Source organism: Gordonia polyisoprenivorans, assembly GCF_017654315.1.
Lineage (GTDB): Bacteria > Actinomycetota > Actinomycetes > Mycobacteriales > Mycobacteriaceae > Gordonia > Gordonia polyisoprenivorans_A.
The window spans coordinates 4,063,314-4,088,106 of the sequence record NZ_CP072203.1 but is presented as its reverse complement, the minus strand read 5'-3'; the positions used below and the strand labels follow the sequence as shown (position 1 = coordinate 4,088,106).

General features: G+C 67.3%; 20 protein-coding genes. 16 read left to right on the top strand and 4 right to left on the bottom strand.

Features of this window, described 5'->3' with window-relative positions:
- Positions 1–34: 34 nt before the first annotated feature.
- Positions 35–1,024, bottom strand: a complete 990-nt coding sequence (locus tag J6U32_RS18430) for an asparaginase (RefSeq protein WP_208791588.1) — start codon at positions 1,022–1,024, stop codon at positions 35–37.
- 193 nt (positions 1,025–1,217) lie between these two features.
- On the opposite strand from J6U32_RS18430, the gene J6U32_RS18425 reads away from it, so the two are divergent.
- On the top strand, positions 1,218–1,769 hold the full coding sequence (locus J6U32_RS18425) for a hypothetical protein (protein ID WP_006370485.1): 552 nt from the start codon (positions 1,218–1,220) through the stop codon (positions 1,767–1,769).
- Positions 1,770–1,868: 99 nt separating this feature from the next.
- Here the strand turns inward: J6U32_RS18425 and J6U32_RS18420 are convergent, their stop codons facing one another.
- Positions 1,869–2,801 carry a hypothetical protein gene (locus J6U32_RS18420; protein WP_208796198.1) on the bottom strand — a complete coding sequence of 311 codons (933 nt, stop codon included), beginning with the start codon at positions 2,799–2,801 and terminating at the stop codon, positions 1,869–1,871.
- Between the two features lie 99 nt (positions 2,802–2,900).
- On the opposite strand from J6U32_RS18420, the gene lspA reads away from it, so the two are divergent.
- The 5 genes from lspA to J6U32_RS18395 all read left to right on the top strand — a co-directional run bounded on the left by lspA (position 2,901) and on the right by J6U32_RS18395 (position 10,511).
- Complete coding sequence (gene lspA, locus J6U32_RS18415; protein WP_208791587.1) at positions 2,901–3,695, top strand: signal peptidase II; 795 nt, start codon at positions 2,901–2,903, stop codon at positions 3,693–3,695.
- Complete coding sequence (locus tag J6U32_RS18410) at positions 3,688–4,614, top strand: RluA family pseudouridine synthase (RefSeq protein WP_208791586.1); 927 nt, start codon at positions 3,688–3,690, stop codon at positions 4,612–4,614. Before lspA ends, J6U32_RS18410 begins: the two co-directional genes overlap by 8 nt.
- A 187-nt stretch (positions 4,615–4,801) precedes the next feature.
- The gene (gene dnaE / locus J6U32_RS18405; protein ID WP_208791585.1) at positions 4,802–8,350 is read left to right on the top strand and encodes a DNA polymerase III subunit alpha; all 3,549 of its coding nucleotides are present in this window, start codon (positions 4,802–4,804) and stop codon (positions 8,348–8,350) included.
- Positions 8,351–8,432: 82 nt separating this feature from the next.
- A complete protein-coding gene (locus tag J6U32_RS18400) occupies positions 8,433–10,103 on the top strand; it encodes a potassium channel family protein (RefSeq protein ID WP_208791584.1) in 1,671 nt (556 codons plus the stop codon).
- Positions 10,104–10,244: 141 nt separating this feature from the next.
- Positions 10,245–10,511: a hypothetical protein gene (locus J6U32_RS18395; protein ID WP_208791583.1), complete on the top strand. Its 267-nt coding sequence runs from the start codon at positions 10,245–10,247 to the stop codon at positions 10,509–10,511.
- Here J6U32_RS18395 and J6U32_RS18390 read toward each other — a convergent pair.
- On the bottom strand, positions 10,454–11,455 hold the full coding sequence (locus tag J6U32_RS18390) for an SMP-30/gluconolactonase/LRE family protein (protein WP_208791582.1): 1,002 nt from the start codon (positions 11,453–11,455) through the stop codon (positions 10,454–10,456). The two genes, J6U32_RS18395 and J6U32_RS18390, sit on opposite strands and share 58 nt — an antisense overlap.
- 227 nt (positions 11,456–11,682) lie before the next feature.
- Between J6U32_RS18390 and ilvA the strand changes: the two genes are divergently transcribed.
- On the top strand, positions 11,683–13,083 hold the full coding sequence (gene ilvA, locus J6U32_RS18385) for a threonine ammonia-lyase IlvA (protein ID WP_208791581.1): 1,401 nt from the start codon (positions 11,683–11,685) through the stop codon (positions 13,081–13,083).
- A gap of 9 nt (positions 13,084–13,092) precedes the next feature.
- Here the strand turns inward: ilvA and treZ are convergent, their stop codons facing one another.
- On the bottom strand, positions 13,093–14,886 hold the full coding sequence (gene treZ / locus J6U32_RS18380) for a malto-oligosyltrehalose trehalohydrolase (RefSeq protein WP_208796197.1): 1,794 nt from the start codon (positions 14,884–14,886) through the stop codon (positions 13,093–13,095).
- Positions 14,887–15,248: 362 nt separating this feature from the next.
- Between treZ and J6U32_RS18375 the strand changes: the two genes are divergently transcribed.
- The 9 genes from J6U32_RS18375 to J6U32_RS18335 all read left to right on the top strand — a co-directional run bounded on the left by J6U32_RS18375 (position 15,249) and on the right by J6U32_RS18335 (position 24,787).
- Positions 15,249–16,046 carry an MlaE family ABC transporter permease gene (locus tag J6U32_RS18375; protein WP_208796196.1) on the top strand — a complete coding sequence of 266 codons (798 nt, stop codon included), beginning with the start codon at positions 15,249–15,251 and terminating at the stop codon, positions 16,044–16,046.
- A 1-nt stretch (position 16,047) separates the two neighbouring features.
- Positions 16,048–16,914 carry an MlaE family ABC transporter permease gene (locus J6U32_RS18370; RefSeq protein ID WP_208791580.1) on the top strand — a complete coding sequence of 289 codons (867 nt, stop codon included), beginning with the start codon at positions 16,048–16,050 and terminating at the stop codon, positions 16,912–16,914.
- Between the two features lie 9 nt (positions 16,915–16,923).
- Complete coding sequence (locus J6U32_RS18365; RefSeq protein WP_208791579.1) at positions 16,924–18,252, top strand: MlaD family protein; 1,329 nt, start codon at positions 16,924–16,926, stop codon at positions 18,250–18,252.
- A complete protein-coding gene (locus tag J6U32_RS18360) occupies positions 18,249–19,280 on the top strand; it encodes an MCE family protein (protein ID WP_208791578.1) in 1,032 nt (343 codons plus the stop codon). The genes J6U32_RS18365 and J6U32_RS18360 overlap by 4 nt, the downstream gene beginning before the upstream one ends.
- A gap of 8 nt (positions 19,281–19,288) precedes the next feature.
- Positions 19,289–20,269 carry an MCE family protein gene (locus tag J6U32_RS18355; RefSeq protein ID WP_208791577.1) on the top strand — a complete coding sequence of 327 codons (981 nt, stop codon included), beginning with the start codon at positions 19,289–19,291 and terminating at the stop codon, positions 20,267–20,269.
- Entirely contained in the window at positions 20,263–21,384 is a 1,122-nt protein-coding gene (locus J6U32_RS18350; RefSeq protein ID WP_208791576.1) for an MCE family protein, read from the top strand. Before J6U32_RS18355 ends, J6U32_RS18350 begins: the two co-directional genes overlap by 7 nt.
- Positions 21,385–21,473: 89 nt before the next feature.
- Entirely contained in the window at positions 21,474–22,559 is a 1,086-nt protein-coding gene (locus tag J6U32_RS18345; RefSeq protein ID WP_208796195.1) for an MlaD family protein, read from the top strand.
- Entirely contained in the window at positions 22,556–23,728 is a 1,173-nt protein-coding gene (locus J6U32_RS18340) for an MCE family protein (protein ID WP_208791575.1), read from the top strand. The genes J6U32_RS18345 and J6U32_RS18340 overlap by 4 nt, the downstream gene beginning before the upstream one ends.
- A 99-nt stretch (positions 23,729–23,827) precedes the next feature.
- On the top strand, positions 23,828–24,787 hold the full coding sequence (locus J6U32_RS18335) for a hypothetical protein (RefSeq protein WP_208791574.1): 960 nt from the start codon (positions 23,828–23,830) through the stop codon (positions 24,785–24,787).
- Positions 24,788–24,793: the final 6 nt, after the last annotated feature.

Genomic DNA, 24,793 nt, shown 5'->3' with positions numbered 1-24,793 from the left:
GCGCACGGCTCCGGACGGCGCGACACCCGTCCGCTCAGTCGTCCCGCGGCCCGGATGCGGAGAAGAAGTCGGCGACCTCGTCGGCGTCGCAGCCGGTGGTGAGTAGTGCCTGCAGGGCCACGCGCGCCTGAGGTGCGCGCAGCCACCGCGAGAGGATCGCCCCGGCACGTTCGAGATCCACCGCGCCACCCCCGCCGCCGTAGGTGGCGACCACCGGGCCGTGGGGCACCCGGGTGGTGACGACGACCACCACCCCGCGCTGTCGCGCCAGGCTGACCTCGGCGGTGATGTCGGGATGGGTGTTGCCCGATCCGGTGCCGGCGAGCACGATGCCCGCGGCGTTCTGCGACACGGAGGCGGCGATGAGTCCCGGTGAGACTCCCGGATAGAGGGTGTAGGCGTCGACGCGCGCGGGGTGGCCACCCGGCAGCGGACCGGTCAGCAGTGGTCGTGGGAGCGAGTCGTGTACGGAATCGAAGACGTCGAGGTCGACGGTGGAGGCCTTGAATGCGCCGCGAGCCGGGGTGATCCGACCACCGAGGACGATCTGCACCCCGCGTGAGCGCGAGCCCGGGTCGGCGGCATGCGCCAACGCCGCCGCGATGTTGGCGGGGCCGTCGGCGTGCGGGTCGTCGGCCGGGCGTTGCGCGCCGGTGAAGACCACCGGCCGCGGATCGGCGGCGAAGAGGTCGGCGAGGAAGGCGGTCTCCTCCATCGTGTCGGTGCCGTGGGTCACCACCACCCCGTCGATGCCCGGGTCGGCCAACGCGTCGGCGATCGCGGCGACCACGCGGAACTGTTCGGTCGGCGTCATCGCCGAGCTGTCCACCGACATCAGATCGACCGGAACGATCTGCGGCTCGAACGAGGCCCCGGTGGGCACCCCGCGCGCGGCCGACCCCTCGGCCCTGGCCAGCAGGTCGTCGGCGGAGAGCACCGGCACCGCACCGTCGGTTCCGGTGCGGGCCGCGACGGTGCCGCCGGTGGTGATCAGGGCGATGCGTGCGTGCGGCGTCGGTGCCATGGATCACAGGTTGCGGGAACCGGCCGACGGCGTCAACCGTTGCGGTCGTGGTGTCCGGCACTCCGGTGCCGTGCGACGGTTTGGCATAGTGGTGTCACCGTTGACCCATCCGACAGGGTGGGAGCAACCGCGACAAGTCGTAAGGATGACCGCGCCGGTGAGGGCGGGGTCGCACAGACAGTGAGGGAGATCGTTGAAGTTTCCGAAGTTCGTGGGTGCCGTCATGATCACGGCCGCGGTGACCGTCAGCGTTGCAGCGTGTAGCAGCGACGACAGTGCCGACGACATCCCCACCGTCGCCCAGACCACCACCAGCAGCGCCGCCTCGACCGCCGGCGGCGGGACCAACGTCACCGACGCGAGCAACCCGCCCTCGGTGGCGACCCTGAACCAGATGCTGCAGACCGCGCTCGACCCGAATGTGCCGAACGCGCAGAAGACGCAGCTGGTGCAGAACTCGCAGAAGGATCCGGCCGTGTTCGACAAGCTGGTGCAGGCGCGCAAGGAGAACCCGGACGTGACCTACCAGATCCGCGGTCCGGTGACCACCGACGGACCGAACCGGGCGAGTGTTCGTGTGCAGGTCAAACTGCCCGATCAGCAGCCGCAGGACATCGACGCACAGATCGTCTACGACGGTGGCCGATGGAAGCTGGCCAGCAGCTTCGTCTGTCCGTTGATCACCACCAACGGTGTGACCAGCGCGATGTGCCCGACGTCGTCGAGTACCCGCCCGTCGAGCTGAGCTCGCACTCGATCAACACCACCGCAGGGCCCCGACTCGACGAGTCGGGGCCCTGCGGCGTTTCTCCCGGTGTCGGGGGACTTGCGCGGTGTGGACGGGTCACTTCCAGTTCACGCTGAACCCGATGCGTTGCAGTAGCGGCTGGTCGGGATCGGCGCCGACGAGTTCACGGGCACCGCTGTAGTCGGCATGCCCGCCGACGGGTAATCCCCGGGTCAGGTCGACGACGATGTCCCCGGACCCGGAATAGGAATACCGTGCGATCGTCAGGGTGGTGTTGCCGCCGGGGATCGTGAACACCGAGTTGATCGGTGACTCCTCGGCGGTGAAGGCGATGGTCAGGCGATTGCCGTCCCACGCGCTCAGCCGCGCCTCGATGGTCTGCGTCACCGTTGCCGCGCCGACGACGGTGCGTTCGCTGCGCCAGGTGGCGCCGACGCCGATCGGGTCGGTGGGCAACACGATCGAATCCTGCAGCGTCTGTACGAGCGACTGTTCGAGTGCGCGACGTGCGGGAGCCGACGACGCGTCGGTCGGCCGCAGACGCAGCGACATCGGGCTCAGCGCCGGCCCGAGAGCGATCCCGGCGACGCTGCCCTTGGCCTTGGCGAGCTGGTCGGTCAGCTCCGGTTGCGACGACGTCGGCGTTCCGAGGACGAGGTGCAGTTCGGAGGTCGCCGTGCATCCGAACCGGGCGGTCAGCGGGGTGGTGACCTCCTGGGTGGTCTGCGCGGTGGTCGACACCTCGCTCGAGGTGGTCGACAGGATCACCTGCTGTGCCGAACCGACGTCGGGTGCGGGTGTGGCGACGCGGGTGGGAGCCGCGCCGGGGGAAGTGAGCGTGACGGTCGCGGTCGGGATCGGGATCGGTGTGGCCTGGGTCAGACCGATCCCGGGGTCGGTGGCGCACGCCCCGGTCGGGGTCGGTGGTTGCGACGACTCCGCGCTGTCGGCTCCGGAGCCGCAGGCGCTCACCGCGAGGGCGCCGGTGAGGACGGTCGCCCAGACCGTGGCGGTGGACGTGCGTGACAGGCGGCGCCTGCGCCGGATCGGGCGTGCGGCGATCCTGGACGAAGCGGGCGTGGAGGACACGGCAGTCAGCGTATTGCACGCGTCAGGGATGATGGACGTGTGGACGACTCAGCGACCAATGGCACCACCTCGGGTGCCGACGAGCAGATGACGACCGCGACGACGGCCCCTCGCACGCAGCGCGGCGCGAAGGTACTCGCCGTTCTGGCCGCCATCGCCGGCACCGTCGTCGCTCTCGATGTGATCACCAAAACGCTTGTGGTGGCTCTGATCACCCCCGGCGAGCCGGTGCGGGTCATCGGCGACACGGTGACCCTGCGCCTGGTGCGCAACAGTGGTGCGGCGTTCTCGATGGCGACCGGCTACACGTGGGTGCTCACGTTGATCGCCCTGGCGGTCGTCGCGGTCATCATCCGCTATGCCGGCCGGCTCCGATCGGGCTGGTGGATTCTCGGACTTGGCCTGGTTCTCGGTGGGGCGCTGGGCAATCTGATCGACCGGATCTTCCGGGCGCCGGGTCCGTTGCGCGGGCACGTCGTCGACTTCGTGTCGGTGGGCTGGTGGCCGGTGTTCAACGTCGCGGATTCGGCGGTCGTGTGCGGGGCGGTGCTGCTGGTGATCCTGTCGCTGCTCGGATTCGACCACGACGGCACCCGCTCGGGCTGGGCGGCCCGCAACGACCCGGACCTCGACGAGCAGCCGGCGGAGGGCGATCGCGGGGCCGCCGAGGCCGGCGCGGACGACGCCGGCGAGCACCCCGACGCCGGCAAGAACGCGGCTTCCGGCAAGGACGCGGCTTCCGGCAAGGACACCGACGCCGGAGAGCACACCGACACCGGTAAGGACGCCGCTTCCGGCCTGGACACCCAGACCGGAAGGAACGCCGATGCGTGAGTCTCGGGCGATGCCCATTCCCGACGGCCTCGACGGGATGCGCGCCGATGCCGGGGTGGCCCGGCTCCTGGGCCTGTCGCGCACGGTCGTGGGCCGTCTCGCCGACGACGGCGAGGTCACCGTCGACGGCGTCGCGGTCGGCAAATCCCACAAACTCGTCGCCGGCGGATGGCTCGATGTCCTGTTGCCCGCGCCGACCGAGCCGCTGCGGGTCGAGCCCACACCGGTGGAGGACCTCTCGGTCGTCTATCACGACTCCGACATCATCGTCGTCGACAAACCCGTCGGGGTCGCCGCGCATCCCTCGGTGGGCTGGAGCGGGCCGACTGTCGTCGGTGCGCTCGCCGCCGCCGGCTATCGGATCTCCACCTCGGGTGCCTCCGAACGACAGGGCATCGTGTCGCGGCTCGACGTCGGGACGTCCGGGCTCATGGTGGTCGCGGTGTCCGAGCGGGCGTATTCGCTGCTCAAGCGCGCCTTCCGGGACCGCGAGGTCGACAAGGGGTATCACGCGCTGGTGCAGGGACACCTCGATCCGCCCGAGGGAACCATCGACGCCCCGATCGGCCGCCATCGGGGCAACGACTGGAAGTTCGCGGTCACCGCGGGCGGCAAGCCGAGCATCACCCACTACGACACCCTCGAGATGTTCGCGGCGGCGTCGCTGCTCGACATCCATCTCGAGACCGGGCGCACCCATCAGATCCGGGTGCACTTCTCGGCCCTGCACCATCCGTGTTGCGGTGACCTCACCTATGGGGCCGACCCGGTGCTCGCCGCGCGTCTGGGTCTGGACCGTCAGTGGCTGCACGCACGGTCGCTGGGGTTCGCCCATCCCGCCGACGGCCGGTACGTCGAATACACCAGCCCGTATCCGAAGGATCTCCAGCACGCGCTCGACGTGCTGCGCGAGGGCTGAGGCAGGCCCCGGATCGGCGACCACCACGACACGCCGGGCGTGACACACCGGCGCCGACACTCCGCGTACGACGCCTCACCTGCCACAGCTTTCCCGCAGCGGCGTGCCCGGGCGTGCCTGTCGGTCGCAGCGCCTAGAGTTGGTGACGCCCTATCCCAATGACTCGCACCAGAGGTGAGAAGCGTCCGTGGCAGACTCGTTTGTTCACCTGCACAACCACACCGAGTACTCGATGCTCGACGGCGCGGCCAAGGTGTCGCCGCTGTTCGCAGAGGCCAAGCGCCTGGGGATGACCGCGATCGGTATGACCGACCACGGCAACATGTTTGGTGCCAGCGAGTTCTACAACACCGCGGTCAAGAACGACATCACGCCCATCATCGGCATCGAGGCCTATATCGCCCCGGAGTCGCGTTTCAACACCAAACGCGTGCTGTGGGGTACCCGCGACCAGAAGGACGACGACGTCTCCGGCTCGGGTGCCTACACCCACATGACGATGGTCGCCGAGAATGCCACGGGTCTGCGCAACCTGTTCACGCTCTCGTCGTTGGCGTCGATCGAGGGGCAGTTGGGCAAGTGGGCGCGGATGGACGCCGAGATCATCGCCGCGCACGCCGAGGGGATCATCGCCACCACCGGCTGCCCGTCGGGCGAGGTGCAGACGCGTCTACGGCTCGGCCACGAGCGTGAAGCACTCGAGGCGGCCGCGAAATGGCAGGAGATCTTCGGCAAGGAGAACTTCTACCTCGAACTGATGGAGCACGGCCTGGAGATCGAGCGCCGGGTCCGCGACGGACTGCTCGAGATCGGTCGCAAGCTCGGCATCAAACCCATCGTCACCAACGATTGCCATTACGTCACCAAGGAGCACGCTGCCGCGCACGAGGCGCTGCTGTGCGTGCAGACCGGCAAGACCCTCTCCGATCCCACCCGCTTCAAGTTCGACGGTGACGGCTACTACCTGAAGTCGGCCGAGGAGATGCGGGCGCAGTGGGATTCGGTCGTGCCCGGTGCCTGCGACAACACCCTGGAGATCGGCGAGCGGGTGCAGAGCTACGCCGACGTCTTCACCCACCGCGACCGGATGCCGGTCTTCCCGGTGCCCGAGGGTGATTCCCAGGAGACCTGGCTGCGCAAGGAGGTCGCCAAGGGCCTCAAGGAACGTCGCTTCCCCGACTCCGAGGTGCCCGCGGAGTACCAGGAGCGTGCGAACTACGAACTCGACGTCATCATCCAGATGGGATTCCCGGCCTACTTCCTGGTGGTCGGCGACCTCATCCGGCACGCGCAGGAGGTCGGCATCCGCGTCGGCCCGGGCCGCGGGTCGGCGGCCGGCTCGCTGGTCGCGTGGGCGTTGGGCATCACCAACATCGACCCGATCCCGCACGGACTGCTCTTCGAGCGATTCCTGAACCCCGAGCGCGTGTCGATGCCCGATATCGACATCGACTTCGACGACCGCCGCCGCGGTGAGATGGTGCGCTACGCCACCGAACGCTGGGGCAGTGACAAGGTCGCCCAGGTCATCACCTTCGGCACGATCAAGACCAAGGCCGCGATCAAGGACTCGGCCAGAGTCCAGTTCGGCCAGCCCGGCTTCGCGATCGCCGACCGCATCACCAAGGCCCTCCCGCCGCCAATCATGGCCAAGGACATCCCGGTCTGGGGGATCACCAACCCCGAGCACGAGCGATTCGGCGAGGCCACCGAGGTGCGCACGCTCATCGAGACCGACCCCGACGTCAAGAAGATCTACGACACCGCCCTCGGCCTCGAGGGGCTGATCCGCAACGCCGGTGTCCACGCCTGCGCGGTGATCATGTCCTCGGAGCCGCTCACCGACGCCATCCCGGTGTGGAAGCGCGCCCAGGACGGCGCGATCATCACCGGTTGGGACTATCCCTCGTGCGAGGCGATCGGCCTGCTGAAGATGGACTTCCTGGGACTGCGCAACCTCACCGTCATCGGTGACGCCCTGGAGAACATCAAGCTCAACCGCGGGATCGACCTCGATCTCGACACGCTCCCGCTCGAGGACCCGAAGACCTACGAGCTCCTCGCCCGTGGCGACACGCTCGGCGTGTTCCAGCTCGACGGCGCGGCCATGCGTGAGCTGCTGAAGATGATGCAGCCCACCGGTTTCGAGGACATCGTCGCCGTCCTCGCGCTGTATCGCCCGGGCCCGATGGGCGTCAACGCGCACACCGACTACGCCAAGCGCAAAAACGGTTTGCAGCAGATCCGGCCGATCCACCCCGAACTCGAGGAACCGCTCAAGGAGATCCTCTCCGAGACCTACGGCCTGATCGTCTACCAAGAGCAGATCATGCAGATCGCGCAGAAGGTCGCCGGCTACTCGCTCGGACAAGCAGACCTGCTCCGACGCGCGATGGGCAAGAAGAAGAAGGAGATCCTCGACGAGGCCTACGACGGCTTCGCCGAGGGCATGCGCAACAACGGGTTCTCGCAGGCGGCGATCACCGCCCTCTGGGACACGGTGTTGCCGTTCGCCGGGTACGCGTTCAACAAATCGCACGCGGCGGGCTACGGCCTGGTCTCCTTCTGGACCGCCTACCTCAAGGCCAACTATCCCGCCGAGTACATGGCGGGTCTGCTCACCTCGGTCGGCGACGACAAGGACAAGGCCGCGATCTACCTGGCCGATTGCCGCAAGCTCGGCATCACCGTGTTGCCGCCCGACGTCAACGAGTCGCAGCGCAACTTCGCCGCCGTCGGCACCGACATCCGCTTCGGTCTGGCCGCGATCCGCAACGTCGGTTCCGGGGTCGTCGGCGCGATCCTCGAGGCCCGGGAGGCGAAGGGGAAGTTCGCGAACTTCTCCGACTACCTCAACAAGATCGACGTCACCGCGTGCAACAAGAAGGTCACCGAGTCGCTGATCAAGGCCGGTGCCTTCGACTCGCTCGGTCATCCGCGCAAGGGTCTGTTCCTGATCCACACCGAGGCGATCGAATCGGTGATCGGCACCAAGAAGGCCGAGGCGATCGGGCAGTTCGATCTGTTCGGCGGTGGCGACGAGTCGGCCGACGACAGCCTCGCCGAGGTGTTCGCGGTGCCCGTCCCCGACCAGGAGTGGGACACCAAACACAAACTCACCCTGGAGCGAGAGATGTTGGGGCTCTACGTATCCGGGCATCCGTTGGCCGGCGTCGAGCACGCCATCGCCGCGCAGACCGACACCTCGATCACCCAGCTGCTCGAGGGCAATGTGTCCGACGGTGCCCAGATCACGATCGGCGGCATCATCTCCACGGTCACCCGACGGGTGAACAAGAAGGGCGAACCGTGGGCCGCCATCACCCTCGAGGACATGGTCGGTGGCGTGGAGGTCTACTTCTTCCCACGGTCGTTCCTGGCGTACGGGATGGACATCGCCCCGGACAACATCGTGCTCATCAAGGCTCGCGTGACCTTGCGCGACGACGACAAGATGATGATCAGCGCCAACGACCTCGCCGTCCCCGACCTCGACGTGGCGGGCACGACCAAGCCGGTCGCCCTGACGTTGCCGAGCCGACTGTGTACGCCGGATCGGGTCGCCGCACTCAAGCAGGTGTTGACCCGCCATCCCGGGACCGCCGACGTTCACGTCACCCTCGTCTCCGACGATCGCTCGACGCTGCTGTGCCTGACCGAATCGCTGCGGGTGACCCCGAGTTCGGCGCTCATGGGTGACCTCAAGGCTCTGCTCGGTCCGAGTTGTCTGGGCTGAGCTGAGCTGAGGTGCACGGGCCGGCCTCTCGGTGGTCGGCGTCGGCACGCGGGCCGGGCACGGCGCGGGTACGCTCTGCGAAATGCCCGGCCACATCATCGTGCACGGTGACGACGCACTGACGCTGCGGGTCACCGAGGAACTCGCCAGTGCCGGAGCGCGGATCGTCGCGCTGGCGGCGCCCGGAGACCTCGCCGACGCCGACGTCGTGCACGCCGCGGCAGTGGTGTGCGCCGGGTCGGACGATGCGGTGAACCTCGAGATCGCGCTTCTTGCACGCACTCTCGATCCGCACGTGCGGGTGGTGGCCAACCTGTCCAACGCGGTGCTGCGGGACGCGGTCGCTTCGGGCAACGGCCCGGGCGCCGTTCTCGACGTCGCCGAACTCGCCGCCCCGTCGGTCGTCGAGGCATGTCTGGGACGTACGACGCACTCGATCCCGGTGGCGGGCAACGAGTTCGTGGTGTCGGGGGCCTATGCTCCCGGCGCGGGCACGCTGCGCGAACTCTACGGCGACCTCGCGCCGGTGGCCGTGTTGCGCGCCGGCTCCGGGGCGGGCCCGGACTCGGTCGTGCCGTGCCCAGGCCGCGATCTGCCGGTCGACGCGGGGGACTGGGTCGCGATGATCGGCACGGTCGACGACCTCGCCGCGCAGGGCGTGGAGATCGCCACGCCCCGACGACGCACCCGCTCACGCCGACCGCTGCCGCTGCGCGCGATCGGCGCCGTCCGTGCGTTCCGCGACGACGTCAACCCGAATCTCTTTCGCGCACTGGGGGTGTCGTTGGCGCTCTTGGCCTTCGCCACCATCCTGCTGCGCTTCACCTATCACCGGCCGGGGATGAGTCTGGTCGATGCGCTCTACTTCTCCACCGAGACCATCGCGACCGTCGGTTACGGTGATTTCAGCTTCGTCGGACAGCCGACATGGTTGCGATTGTTCGCCATCGGCCTGATGTTCGCCGGTGTCACCACCACCGCGGTGCTGATGGCCTTCGTCGCCGACCTGTTGCTGTCGCGCCGGATCGGCGCGTCGGCCGCCCGACGGCGCGTGCGCGACATGGCCGGTCACATCCTGGTCGTCGGGCTCGGGTCCTTCGGCATCCGGGTGGCCACCGACCTGCGGGCGCTCGGTCATGAGGTCGTGGTGGTCGAACGCAACGACGACAACCGCTTCCTCGAGGTGGCGGCCGAACTCGACATCCCGGTGGTCATCGGTGACGCGACGTTACGGCGCACACTTGCCGACGCCGGTATCGACCGCGCGTACGCGGTGGCGGTGCTCACCCACGACGACATGGTGAACATCGAGACCGGCATCATTCTGCGCGAGGTGCTCGGACGGCGCTGGTCCCGGTCGGCCGGGAGGGCCGGGGTTCCGGTGGTGCTGCGTGTCTACGACCAGTCGTTGGGAGCGGCGGTCGCGCACCGTTTCGGATTCGAGAACGTGCGCTCCACGGTCGAACTCGCCGCACCCTGGTTCATCGGGGCGGCACTCGGTCTGCAGGTCATCTCCACGTTCTCGGTCGGGCGCTATTCCTTCATGGTCGGCGGCCTGTTCATCCGGCGCGGCAGCGCCCTGGACGGCATGCTGCTCGCCGACCTCCCCACACGAACCCGCATCGTCGCGATCATCCGACGATCGGGGACCGTGCTGCACCCTCGACGCGACGACCGGCTGGCCGCCGAGGACACCGCGTACCTGGTCGGTCCGTATCACGAATTGCTTGACACCCTGCAACGCAGCCGTTGAGACGAGGTGGTCGCATCGCCTGACAGCGTCACACGAAACCGCCACACGAAACCCTGGTTTCGGCTCACCGAAACTTTTTGTCACGGCGATGCTATATTCGGTGTCACGGCAGAACGAAGAACCGTCGGCAGGAGTGCACAGATGACCGCGATGATCGAGATGAATCCCGTCCGAGAGCATGTGCGCGCCGTACGTACCGTCGACGTCGCGGGCGTGGCGTGGCCGGTGCACAAGCTGCAGGCGATCGCGGCGGCGGGTGTCGTCGGACTGATCTCGCTGCTGATCCTCACCCCGGAGCTGACCGCGTGGTTGTCCGGCGTCGCGCTGGTGACGACGTGGCTCGTCGCCCGTCACCTACCCGGGAACGCGGCGACCGCCCCGGCATCGAACCCGCCCGGGATCTCATAGATCCGGCCGTCGAAGCCGGCACTGTAGAGCCGGCCCGCCGCGAAGCCGCGGTCCCCGCGGCCGTAACTCAGCACACTGGACAGTCGAAGGCCTTGGGCCAGAACGCAATACGATCCAGGTGTGGTGATCCGGACAATCTGTCCACCGGCATTGAACGGCACCACCGGACGATCCCGCGAATCGAGCGTCAGACCGTCGGGAGCCGCCAGGGCGTCGGCGCCACCGAGGGTGAGCAGACTCTGCACGACGCGCGGATTCGCCGTCGAGATCCGGCTCACGCCCGGATTGGTGAAGGTACGCGACACGTACAGCCACCCATCGCCACGGCCGAGGACGGCGCCGTTGGCGCTCGGCAGCGATCCCCACTGCGCGTTGACCGCGCCGTTCGGTGCGACGCGCCCGATGAGGTTCCCGAAGTCATTGGTGGCGTACACGGTGCCGTTGGCCGCCACATCCATCCCGTCGGCGGCGGAGAGTCCGCCGACCCAGGGTCGCAGAACGTTCGTCCGGGTATCCAGGCGTGCGATCGCGCCCGGGCGGACCGCGTCACCGATGACCACCCGCGGGTCGGCTCCGTAGCCGACGAGCAGCGTGCCGTCGGGAGCCCAGGCCAACGCCCCTGCACCACCGGAGGGAACACGGGCGATCGCCCGGCCGGGTGCACCGGGCCGGTCGAATCGGAACACCTGCCCGCTGATCAGATCGGTCGCATAGGCGCGACCGGCGGCATCGACGGTCAGCCCTTCCAGCGCCGCGCCCGGAACCGCTCCGACGAGCCGGGCGGGTGCGCCGCCGCCGGCGCACACGGGCGCCGCCTGGGCCGGCGCGGTACCGAGGGCGCTGAGAAGTCCGGCGGTCAGCACGCCGCCGCAGGCCGCCGCGAGAAGTCGGCGAGACCCGCGCACGTACGGGCGGGCGAACAGGGTCCGGGTGAGCAGGGGCACAGGGGTTCCCTCCGCAGGCGTGGTGATCGGTGATGTGACGGCGGAACCGGTGTTTCGAGTCCTGCCGACACGCGCCGACGACCATGTGGTGGATGCGTTTCCGCCCGAGTCTAGGCGCGCGGCGCGGCGCGGCGCAGACAATTGCGTGGCAGTGTCACTGTGTCGGTCCCCGGCGGGTCATCGAGCCGTCCGCCCCGCCCGGTCCGGGCGGCGCTGCCGGTGAGAACATGGGTGCCGTGAGCACACCGCATGTCAATGAGTCGCAGCAGGAGTCGGTGCCGGGGTTGTCGGCCGCGGCCATCGATGCTGCCGCGGTACGCATCGAGCCCGCGGTCGCCCACACCCCGCTCGAGGCTGCGCCACGGATCAGCCGTGACGTCGGCGCGCAGGTGTACCTCAAACGGGAGGATCTGCAGACCGTTCGGTCCTACAAGATCCGCGGCGCCTTCAACGTGATGGCGCAACTGTCGCCGGAGGAGCGCTCGCGCGGGGTGGTTGCCGCGAGCGCGGGAAATCACGCACAGGGGGTGGCCTACGCCTGCCGCACCATGCAGACCCCCGGGCGCATCTACGTGCCGACCACCACCCCGAAGCAGAAGCGTGACCGGATTCGTTGGCACGGCGGCGATTTCGTGGAACTTCTGGCGGTCGGCGACACCTACGACGCGGCTGCGGCCGCGGCCCAGGCCGACGTGCTGCGCACCGGTGCTGCCTGGATTCATGCCTTCGACGATCCGCGGACCGCGGCGGGTCAGGGTACCATCGCCCGCGAGATCGTCGATCAACTCGGCCGCGCACCCGACGTCGTCGTCGCGCCCGTCGGCGGTGGTGGTTGTCTGGCCGGGATGGCCACCTACTTCCGGTCGGTGTCACGCGAGGTCGTCATCGTCGGGGTCGAGCCGACCGGCGCCGTCTCCCTGGCTGCCGCCCTGGTCGCCGGTGGACCGGTGACGCTCGATCGGATCGACCCGTTCGTCGACGGTGCGGCCGTCAAACGCATCGGCGCACTGGGGCATCGCGCGATGGCCGACCTCGACGCATCGGTCACCGCCCACCCGGTTCTCGACGATGTCCGCGCAGAAGGCGAGGCGCACAGTGCGATTCGGGTCCTGCCCGACGAGCCGGTGTCGTTGCCCGCCGGGTCGGCGCACATCACCCATGTCGACGAGGGCGCGATCTGCACGACGATGCTCGAGCTCTATCAGAACGAGGGCATCATCGCCGAGCCGGCCGGGGCGCTCGCGGTCACCGGGCTCTCGCAGCTCAAGCTGCCCGACGACGCAGTCGTGGTGTGCCTGGTCTCCGGCGGCAACAACGATGTCTCCCGCTACGGCGAGATCATCGAACGTTCGCTGGTCCACCAGGGGCTCAAGCACTATTTCCTCGTGGACTTCCCGCAGGAGCCGGGTGCACTTCGGCGTTTCCTCGACGAGGTCCTCGGTCCCGACGACGACATCACCCTGTTCGAATACGTCAAGCGCAACAACCGCGAGACCGGCGCGGCACTCGTCGGCATCGAGCTCGGCGACCGTGAGGGACTCGCCGGCCTGATGGATCGGATGGATCGCTCGCGGCTCGATTGCGAACGGCTCGAACCGGATTCGCCGGCATATCAGTACCTGACGTGACGGTGGCGGTCACGGGCGGCGGCCGATCACCACGTTGTGGCCGGGGCTGCGTATCCCGCCGTCGACCGATTCCACCGGCTCCCACCACAACACCGGCTCGAGGTCGATGGGCACGGTGAGCGGCTCGTCGGCCAGGACGCAGACGACCGACCACCACTGCCCGGACGCATCACCGCCCCGGTGCATCGCGAACCATCCCCCGTTGTCGTCGTGGTCGGTGTCGACGGACGCGAAATCGCTGCGGGAGAAGGCCTCCGTGGACTTGCGCAGCGCGATCAGGTCGCGGTAGAAGTCCCGGACCCGGGCGTGCGCCGGCGTGTCGGGTTCCGACCAATTCAGTTTGGAGCGCAGGAACGTCTCCGGATCCTGCGGGTCGGGGATGTCGTCGGTATCCCAACCGTGGTCGGCGAATTCGGCCTTGCGGCCGTTGCGGGTGGCCTCGGCGAGCTCGGGCTCGGGATGGGAGGTGAAGAACGCGAACGGCGTGCCGGCGGCCCACTCCTCACCCATGAACAGCATCGGGGTGAACGGCGACAACAACACCAGGGCCGCCTTGATCGCGAGCCGCCCGTGGTCGAGGTACTGACTCGGCCGATCACCGGTCGCCCGGTTGCCGATCTGATCGTGGTCGCAGGTGTAGACCACCAGCGCGGTCGTCGGCACCGTGTCCGGAATCGGCCTGCCGTGGTGGCGGCCGCGGAAGGACGAGTACGTCCCGTCGTGGAAGAAGCCGCCGCGCAACACCTTTGACAGACCCTCGAGGCTGCCGAAGTCCGCGTAGTAACCCTGTCGTTCACCGGAGACGGCGGTGTGGATCGCGTGATGGATGTCATCGTCCCATTGAGCGGTCAGCCCGCAGCCGTTGACCGTTCTGGGCAGGATCAGTCGCGGATCGTTGAGATCGGACTCCGCGATGAGGGAGCACGGACGGCCCAGCGCGTCCGAGAGCGCGTCGGCGCCGACAGCGAGGGCCTCGAGCAGCGGATAGGCGCGGTGATCGACGAGGGCGTGCACCGCGTCGAGCCGCAGCGCGTCGACGTGGAACTCGGCGAACCAGCGCAGCGCGTTGCGCAGGATGTAGGTGCGTATCTCGTCGGAGTCCGGACCGTCGAGATTCAGCGACGCCCCCCAGCCGGTCGAACCGGCACCCAGGTACGGCCCGAAGTCGGGGAGGTAGTTGCCCGACGGCCCCAGATGGTTGTAGACCACATCGAGGACGACGCCCAGCCCCCGGGTGTGACAGGCGTCGACGAAGCGGGCGAAGGCATCCGGGCCGCCGTATGGTTCGTGCACCGCATACCAGCCGACGCCGTCGTAGCCCCAGTTGTACTCACCGTTGAAGGCGTTGAGCGGCATGACCTCCACCGCATCGACGCCGAGATCGACCAGATCATCGAGGCGCCCGATGGCCGAGTCGAGAGTTCCCTCGGGGGTGAAGGTGCCGATGTGGAGCTCATAGAGCACGGCGCCGCGGATGTCGAGACCGGTCCACTGCGCGTCGTGCCAGATCGACGGGTCCACCACGTGAAGCGCGGACAGACCGTGGACACCGTCGGGCAGACGCACCGACCTGGGGTCGGGCAAGGCGCGTTCCCCGTCGTCGATGAGGAATCCGTATCGCAGGGTGCCGGGATCGGCGTACCCGAGTTCGTCGAGTGCCGCCGTGGTGAGCACGGCCGGGTCGATCCGGTACCACCCCGGCGCATCGGTGCCGATCATCGGCAGGTCACGGGTGCCGGCCGGGGTGACGACCCTGGTGCGCATCCGCGACGCCGCGGGTGCCCAGACCTGCAGGTCCGCCAGGCTCCGAGGGGGTGAATGGGGAGTCGCATCGATTCTGTTGGAACGATTCCCGTGTTTCTTCTCACCCGGGCGGCGTGACCACGTTACTGTGTCGGCACCCACACATGCGTGGCCCTCCACGTCGGGGGGACCATCCTGAGGCTCGTCCACACACCCCACCGTATTGCGTGGAGTACACGGCCGCAGGCCACGCCGGGTGTGACCCAGGGCATATGCCGATTTGACGGTGCCGTATATTACTTCGGGCCAGGCCTGCCAGGGGGGCACGCGACGGATGACAGACGACGCAGGGACGGGTGTTGAGCAGCACTGATGCAGTGGCCTCGGCGGACGAGGCAACAGGGACGCGCAAGCCCGGGGGGATGCGCAAATGGTTTCGCGAACACATCGTGGCGAGCTTCGAGACCTTCGGTCGTCAGCTCGCGATGTTCGTCGAGGTGTTCAAGGTCCTGATCGAGGACATCCTCAAGCGCCGCTTCCCGTTCGGCGAGTTCATCCGCCAGTGCGCCTTCATGTCGAGCACCTCGGTGTTTCCCACCTTCCTGGTCGCCATCCCGATCGGGGTGATCGTGTCGATCCAGGTGTCCAACATCGCCGGTCAGATCGGTGCGACGTCGTTCTCCGGTGCCGCCACCGGACTCGGTGTCATCCGGCAGGGCGCACCGTTGGTCACCTCGCTGTTGCTCGCCGGTGCGGTCGGCTCGGCGATCGCCGCCGACCTCGGTTCCCGCACCATCCGCGATGAGATCGACGCGATGCGGGTGATGGGCGTGAACCCCGTTCAGCGACTGATCTCACCGCGCCTGCTCGCGACCATGGTCGTCAGCTTCCTGCTCTGCGGCTTCGTGTGTTTCGTCGGCTTCATCACCGGTTACGCGTTCAACGTCTACTTCCAGGGCGGCACCCCCGGTAGCTACACCGGCACCTTCGCCTCCTTCGCCTCCGTCTCGGACCTGCTGTTCGCCCTGATCAAATCGGTCATGTTCGGTGCCATCGTGGCCATCGTCGCCTGTGACCGCGGACTCAACACCAAGGGTGGGCCCGCCGGGGTGGCCAACTCGGTGAACGCCGCGGTGGTCAATTCGGTGCTGTTGCTGTTCACCGTCAACGTGGTGCTCACCCAGTTGTTCGCCATCGTCGTCCCGGCAAAGGTGGTGTGAGATGGCCGCATCCCGGTACGTCCCGCCCGTACTCCGGCCCGTCGAGGCCGCCAAGGGCGTCTACCGCGGGCCGCGCGACGCGCTGGCGCGTATGGGACACCTCATCACCTTCCTGGTCCGGTCGATCGGTTCGGTGCCCATCGCGTTCACCCACTACCGCAAAGAGGTCTGGCGTCTGCTCGCCGACGTCGCGTGGGGCAACGGCGCGATCGTGGTCGGCGGCGGCACCGTCGGCGTCATGGTCATCCTCGGCGTCATGGGCGGGGCGACCGTCGGCATCGAGGGCTACACCGCACTGAACCTCCTCGGGATGTCACCGGTGACCGGCGGCCTGTCGGCATTCGCGACGACCCGTGAGATCGCGCCTCTGCTGGCGGCGACCGCGTTCACCGCGCAGTCGGGCTGCCGGTTCACCGCGCAGCTCGGGTCGATGCGGATCAGTGAGGAGATCGACGCGCTGGAATCCATCGCGATCCGACCCCTGCCGTATCTGGTGACCACCCGGATGTCGGCGGCGGTGCTGGCGATCGTGCCGCTGTACTCGGTCTCACTGGCCGCGAATTACCTTGCGTGCCAGGTCATGTTCCAGGTGCAGAGTGGCCAGGGCCCGGGTAACTATCTCGCCTACTTCAACGCCTTTCTGCTGTCGAGCGACATGGTGTATTCGTTCATCAAGGTGATCGTCTTCGTGCTGTTGACCACCTTCATCCAGTGCTACTACGGGTACTTCGCCTCCGGCGGGCCCGAAGGCGTCGGGGTGGCCGCCGGACACGCGATCCGGCTGGCGATCATCGTCATCGTCTTCGCGAATCTGGTCATGACGCTGGTGTTCTGGGGAACATCGCCCGGCATCAAGATCTCGGGGTGAGGGGCAGCCATGCTGATAGCCACCGACGGCCGTAACCCTTCACTGGTGCAATATGTGTTGCGCGGCAGTGCATTCCTGATCGTTCTGGTGATCCTGTTCGTGCTGCTGTTCATGCGGTATCAGGGCGTGTTCAGCTCCACCGTCGCGGTCAACGCCAAACTCACCGACGTCGGTGACGGCCTGACCTCGGGTGCCGATGTCCGCTACAACGGCCTCATCGTCGGGTCGGTCAAGAACGTCGCACTCACCGACGAGCCGGGCCAGTCCGGGGTGAACCTGCGCCAGGTCGACATGGACATCACCCCGGCACAGTCCGAGGGCATCCCGGCCAACGTCACCGCGCGCACGGTGCCCTCCAACCTCTTCGGTGTGAACGCCGTCGAGCTGGTGCAACCGGACCATCCGTCTGCCGACCATCTCCCGGCGGGAGCGTCCATCCCCGCGGACCGATCGCTACAGACGATCAAACTGCAGGACGCGCAGAACCAGCTGCGGACACTGCTGCAGGCCGTGCCACCGGAGCAACTCGCCGGTGTCCTCGGCACCATCGCCGACGCACTGCGCGGCGGCGGGACCACCTTCGGTCTGTTCGTCGGCGTCCTGCAGAACTATTTCGACACCATCAACGCGCAGTTCCCCCCGGGTGCGCCGTCCGGATTCGACAACTTCAACCAGTCCGTACAGGGCCTGTCGCGATCCGCACCGCAGCTGTTGGACACCTTGGGCCGCAGCGTGATCCCGGCGATGACCATCGCGCAGTCGCGGGACGACCTGACCGCGTTGCTCTCGGCGGCGCAGGGCCTGACCGACGAGGTGCAGGCACTGTTCGCGGCCAACGGCGACGGCGGCAAACGCATCGTCGCCGACACCAACACCCTGCTCGGCGCGGCGGTCTACGAGCCGAATGCGTTGCCGCAGGCGCTGAGTGCACTGAACAATCTCGCGGCCAAGGTCCTCACGGTCTTCACCGGCGTCAACGGGCACGCCCAGCTCAACATCGGCGTGAGTTTCAGTGCCTTCCAGCGCTACACCCGCCAGAACTGTCCCGTGTACAACGGCGGGCCCTACGGTCAGCTGCGTGGTCCCGGATGTGTTGGTCCGGGCACCGGCACCGGACCGACGAGTTCGGGTCCGCTGATGATCTATCCGTCCGACGGGATGCGGCGGATGTCGCCGGCGGGCATGGTCACCACCGGCGCCGACAACCAGACGCTGACCGCCGCACTCGATCGTGCGCCCAACGCGGCCGACACCCTGATGCTCGGCCCGCTGGTGCAGTCGGTCTCGACCCAAACCGGCACCGCATCCCAGGCCGGCACCTCGGGAGGGGGACGATGAGCGCCGCGCAGTCGAGTATCCGCAAGCCGCTGATCGGTTTCGCGCTGTTCGCGGTCGTCGCGTTGCTGCTGACCTACATCATCTATTCGACGCTGGAACGGTCGGTGTCGGGCAGCACCAACAACTTCAGCACCTTCTTCACCGACGCCTCGGGACTGGCCACGGGCGACGACGTCCGGATGGCCGGTGTGCGGGTGGGTCGCGTCGATTCGATCGATCTCGTCGACGGCCGCGCCAAGGTCACCTTCGAGGTGCAGGACAACCAGCCGATGTACACCACCACGCAGGCCGCGATCCGGTACCAGACCCTGATCGGTCAGCGGTATCTCGCGTTGTCCCTCGCCGACGGGACCCCGCAACCACTCTCGGTCGGGTCGACGCTCAAAGAGCCCTCGGAGGACTCCTTCGACGTCACCAAACTGCTCGCCGGGTTCCAGCCGGTCTTCGACACCTTGACCCCCGAGCAGGTCAACAATCTCTCCAACGGTCTGGTCCAGGCGTTCCAGGGCGACACGGTGTCGTTGTCCAACACCGTCGCCCAGGTCGGCAAGTTCGCCTCCGACATGTCCAACCGGGACGTGGTGATCGGGGCGATCATCGACAATCTCAGCGGGGTGCTGCGTGATCTGTCGCGTCAGGGCGACCAGATCGGGACCCTCGTCGACAGCGTCTCCGGCGTCATCAAGAGCCTCAACGCGAATTCGGCGGCCTTCGGTACTGCCGTCACCCAGATCGGCAACACCGCAGCGGGATTCGCCGACGTCCTCACCCAATCCCGGGGCAATCTCGCCGACGCGGCCACCTCGGCCAACCAGGCGACCAGGATTCTGATCGGCAACGGCTCCAAACTCGACGGGATGGCCAAGAACCTGCCGATCTTCCTCGGACATTTCCCGCTCGTGCTCGGCCAGGGGGCCTACCTGAACATCTACGCCTGCGACCTCGACATCGCGATCGGTGACGTGTTGTTCCCGCCGGGGATCATCAACAAGATCGGTGGCACCAACCATTCGGTGGTGTGCCGATGAGAAGCCGTATGCGTCGCAGTTTCGACGACCGCCGACTCCTCTGGTACGGGTTGGCCGGCACGGTGGTCATCGTGCTGCTCGTCCTCGGTATCACCGGCATCGGCAAGGCCGACATCGGCAAGAAGACCTATTCGGCGGACTTCGCCCAGGCCGGAGGCGTGCGACCGGGCGACAAGGTCCGGGTGGCCGGCATCGACGTCGGTGAGGTCGGCTCGACCGAACTGCAGGGCAACCACATCCACATCACCATGAAGGTCGACAAGGACGTCGACGTCACCGCCAACGGATCGGCCGAGATCAAACTCTCGACCCTGCTCGGCCAGCGCTACATCGATATCTCGCTGGGCAATTCACCCGATCCGGCGGCCGACAACGTGATCACCGAGACCCGGGTTCCCTACGACCTGCAGAAGACCATCGAGAAGGGCACGCCCATCCTGCAAGGCATCAACGACGAGGACCTCGGCCAGAGCATCCGGACGTTGAACCAGCAACTCGCCGGGGCACCCGCGGTCACCAAACCGACGCTCGACTCACTGACGCAGATGTCGGAGATCATCACCGACCGCCGCGATCAGATCAATCAGCTGATCAGCGACACCAAGTCGGTGACGGCGATCGTGCAGGACAATTCGGCGCAACTGGCGATCATCGTGGGCCAGGGCGCGCAACTGGCGAACAAGATCGTCGCCCGGGAGGCACTGGTGACCCGGTTGCTCGACGGCATCGCCCAGATCACCGAGCAGGCCCAACTCGTCGCCTCCGAGGACGCCGGCCAGTTCGCCCCGATCATGGCCAACCTGAACACCATCACCCAGGGTCTGGAGAAGAACCGCGACAACCTCCGCAAGATGCTCGAGGTCCTGCCGGTCACCGCACGCCTGACCAACAACGTTATCGGCGACGGCCCGTACGCCAACGGCTACCTACCGTGGGGCATCTTCCCCGACAACTGGCTCTGCACGGCACGGGTGGTGGACGGATGCTGAACGCGCACATGGTTTCTCGGAAGTTCACGCGGCGGTCGACGATCCTCGCGGGACTGATCGTGCTCGCCATCGGTGTGCTTTCCGGGTGTTCGCTGATCCCGGCCGGCTGGAAGACCGCGACCGGTCAGGCCATCGAGGTCACCGCGTTCTTCCCGAACACCGCGGGCCTCTACACCACCAATGACGTTGCGGTACTGGGAATGCCGGTCGGTCAGGTCACCAAGATCGAGGAACAGGGCAACCGCGTCATGGTGAAATTCACCATCGACAAGAACGTGCCCGTTCCGGCCGACGCGACCGCGGCCATCGTCAACACCTCGATCGTCACCACCCGCCACATCGAGCTGACCCCGGCATACTCCAAGGGCCCCAAGCTGACCGACGGCGCGGTGATGCGCAACGAGGGCATGAGTCCGGTGTCGGTGGGTGACCTGTTCGACGCGGTCGACAAGCTCGTCAGCAACCTCTCCGGCCAGGCACCGGGGGAGGGGGCGGTCGCCGACCTGATGGACGTGACCTCGGGCATCACCAGCGACAACGGGCAACGGCTGCAGGAGGCGATCAATCAGCTCGGCAGCGCCTCGCAGGTCGTGTCGGGCAACGGCGACGCCATCGTCGACATCGTCAAGTCGGTCCAGCAACTCACCGCCGCCCTCGTCGCGAATTACCCGAAGATGAAGGACTTCTCGAACTCGATCAATCAGGTCAGCGAGATGCTCGGACGTCAGTCGCCGGGTCTGGTGGCGACCCTGGGCGATCTGAATCAGACACTGCTCAACACCTCGGAGTTCCTGCACAACAACGCCGGTACGATCGGTGCCTCCACCGGGCGGCTGGCCGCACTCGCGGAGAACCTGAGCGACTACTCACGTCAGGTCGTCGAGACCATCGACCTCGGGCCGCTGCTCTTCCAGAACCTGAGCAATTCCATCTCTGCCGAACAGGGTGCCTGGCGTGCCCAGGTGCTGCTGGACAAGTCGTTGCTCGACACCCAGCTGGTGTCCCAGTTCTGTAAGGCGATCAATCTGCACAAGAACGGTTGCGAGACCGGTCAGCTCCAGGGCTTCGGACCCGATCTCGGGGTGTTCTCGGCATTGGAGGCACTGACCAAATGACTCCGGCACCCTCCTCCCGCCATCCCTTCACTCGCCGCACTTTCTCCAGACGCCGTCCGGCGCCGGTTCGCTCGTGGACCCGCAAGCTGGTGGTGACCGGGATCGTCGCGACCGTGCTGGCCGTGACCGGCTGTTCGGCGATCCCCGGACTGACCGTCGAGCAGATCCCGCTGCCCGCCCCGGGCAACCTCGGCGACACCATGACGTTGAACGCCAGTTTCGACAATGCGCTGAACCTGCCGACCCGGGCCAAGGTGAAGCTCTACGGCATGGACGTCGGTGAGGTCACCGGAATCCGTGCCGAGAACTACAAGGCGATCGTCACCATGGATGTCAGCACCTCGGCCAAGGTGCCCAAGGGCACCGGTGCCGAACTGCGGCAGGCGACCCCGCTCGGTGACGTGTTCGTCGCGTTGCTCCCGCCGTCGACTACCGACGCCGGCTACATGTCCAATGGTCAGACGCTGACCGGACCGCGGTCGGCCGCGGCGACCGTCGAGGATCTCCTGGTCAGTTTGAGCGGATTCGTCGACAGCGGTTCGCTCGGTTCCACCCAGCAGATCATCACCGAACTCAGCGCCGCGGTGTCGACCTCGCCGGACAATCCGCAGCAACTCAACGGTGCCATCGCCGGATTGACCACGGCCCTACGCAAACTCAACCAGAACTCCGCCGAGGTCGACGCCGCGATGCGCAACACACAGGTGCTGACCGGGCAGCTCGCGGCGGGCCGCGCGCAGATCATGGCGTCGATCAACAAGCTCTCGCCCGCCTTCGACACCATCAACGACGAGATGCAGACGATCCTGACCACGCTCGACAAGACCAATCAGGTCACCGCCGCCACGAACGACTTCCTCGGCAGCGACGGCCAGAATTTCGTCGAGCTCACCGGCCATCTCGCCACCCTCCTCGACGAACTCAAACAGGGCGCGACGATCCTCGGACCGCTGTCGGACAATGTCGCCGAGCTGACCCCCAAATGGGCCAAGTCGACCAGTTCGAGTGCGGCGTCGTTGTCGGCGAAGGTGTACTACCTGAACCCGGGCGCCGGGTTCGATTCGGCCAGCCGGCTTCCCGAGCTCGGCGATGTCGGGGCGGCGGGAGAGTCGTTGCAGCAGACGCTGACCCGCCTGCTGGCCCGGCTGACTGCGACCCAGGGGTGCTGCGGATGAGTGGATTCATGGGGTGGCTGCGCAAACACTCGATCGTGCTGGGCAACCTGGCGCTGATCGGGGTGATGCTCATCGGGCTGGCCTACCTGTCGTTCGGCGCGCTGCGGTGGCAGCCGTTCCAGGGTCACTACACGCTCACGATCAATTTCCCGATCTCCGGTGGCCTGCAGGACACCTCGCAGGTGACCCTGCGCGGCGTCCCGATCGGCGACGTCAAATCCATTCAGGTGCAACCACAGTCGGTGAAGGTGGTGGTGTCGGTCGACGACGACGTGCACATCAACCGCAACACGACGGTCTCGGCGTTGGGCTTGTCGGCCGCGGGTGAGCAGTACGTCGATTTCTCCCCGCCGAGCGCCGAGGGGCCCTACCTGCGCGACGGCGACACCATCAACGTGAACCAGACGAAGGTGACCACGCCGTTCCCGCAATTGCTGGAGACCTCGCTCGGTGTCATCGACCAGATCGACCCGGCCAAGCTCGCGTCGATCGTCGACAACCTCGACGTCGCCCTCAATCCCAAGGGCAACACCAACGACCTGCGCGTGCTGTTCGACGCGGGCGGCACGATCTTCGCCGACCTCTACCGGGTGCTGCCGCAGACCACCAAGCTGATCTCCGAGACGGGCACGATCCTGCAGACCACCTCACAGATCCAGCCCGATCTGCAGGGCACGGTGTCCTCGCTGAGTTCGGTGGTCAATGCGGCGGTTGCCGCCGACCGTGAGCTGCGCACGTTGCTCGGCAAGGGCCCGCAGCAGTTGTCGAGCCTGTCCGGCTCGATCAACGAGATCCAGGACCCGATCACCGACGTACTCGGTCAGCTGCTGGACGTGACCCGCCAAGGTGCGTTGCGCGCACCGGCGGTGGTCAATCTGCTGCCCTCGATCAGGGATGCATCGATCAAGTCCCTCACCATGTTCCACGACGGCGCCTGGTGGGCGTTCGGTTCGATCTACCCGCGCCCGTACTGCGATTATGCGGTCACCCCGGTGCGCCCGACGAAGATCCTCGAGTTGTCGGTGCCGACGAATCTGTACTGTGTCACCGAGGATCCCAACCAGCAGATCCGTGGCTCGGCGAACGCACCCCGTCCGCCGGGGGACGACACCGCCGGACCGCCGCCGAACTACGACCCGAATGCGCGGACGGTTCCGCTGGACAAGTGACGCCCGGCCTCCGGGGGGCTCGCACCGCCTGAACTCCTCGTCGAGGGGAGTTGGTGGGGTGGGGCAGGAGTGGGCGGCGAGTGAGAACGGAAACACGCGATGACAGGTGAGCAGGACGACGTGCGCGACGAGGCGGCCGCCGACGGCCCAGAGGGTGCGGCGATGAATGTGCCGGGTGCCGTGGAGGATTCCGGCGAAGCGGACTCGGCCGTGGCCGACGGCTCCGGCCCCGGCACTGATACCGACACCGATACCGACACCGCGGCGGCGAAGGCATCGCTGACCAAGCAGTCGGGCAAGCCGGTCCCGCGTACCAAGAGCGCACGATCCGGAACGGCCCGGCGTACCGAGCCGGAGAACGTGATTCCCGAGGACGAGGGTCCATCCGCCCGGCCCGCTGCTGTGCCCGAATCCGCCGAGCCCGCACCCACCGGTGGTGGGAAGCAGATCTCGATCACGCTGTCGGCGCGCGCCCTGTGGCGATCGTTGCTGGCATTGGTGGTCGTCGCCGCGATCGTCGGCGTGGCTGTGCTCGGCTGGTTCTTCTACCGCGATCAGCAGCGTCTCAACGCCTTCGACGACGCCAAGAACGCCTCGGCGATCTTCGCCGAGAAGCTGACCAGCAGCATGAACGCCGACACGGTGGCCAACATGAAGGACATCGTCGGGCCGCTGACGACCGGTGAGTATCGCAAGCACCTGGAATCCCAGCTCGGTGACACCACCAAGGCAATCCAGTCGATCAACGTCAAGAACACCAAGATCGATGTCCAGAAGGTGTCGGTGATCGACTTCGGTACCGACCACGCCTCGACCATGGCCGTTGTGCAGGTGACCGGAACGAGCACCCTTGCGCCGCAAGGTGGTACGTCGCTGTTCATGTACTCGCTCAAGCTCGACAAGGTCGACGGCAAGTGGCTCGTGTCCGATCTCGACGCCATGCAGGCCGGTCTGTCCGATGCCGGTGAGGCCGGTGCCGGCGGCGGGTCCACGCCGAACGCAGGGCCGGCGAATACCCCGGTACCCACGCCTGCTCCCGCTCCGGCACCCGGCGGCTGAGGCCGT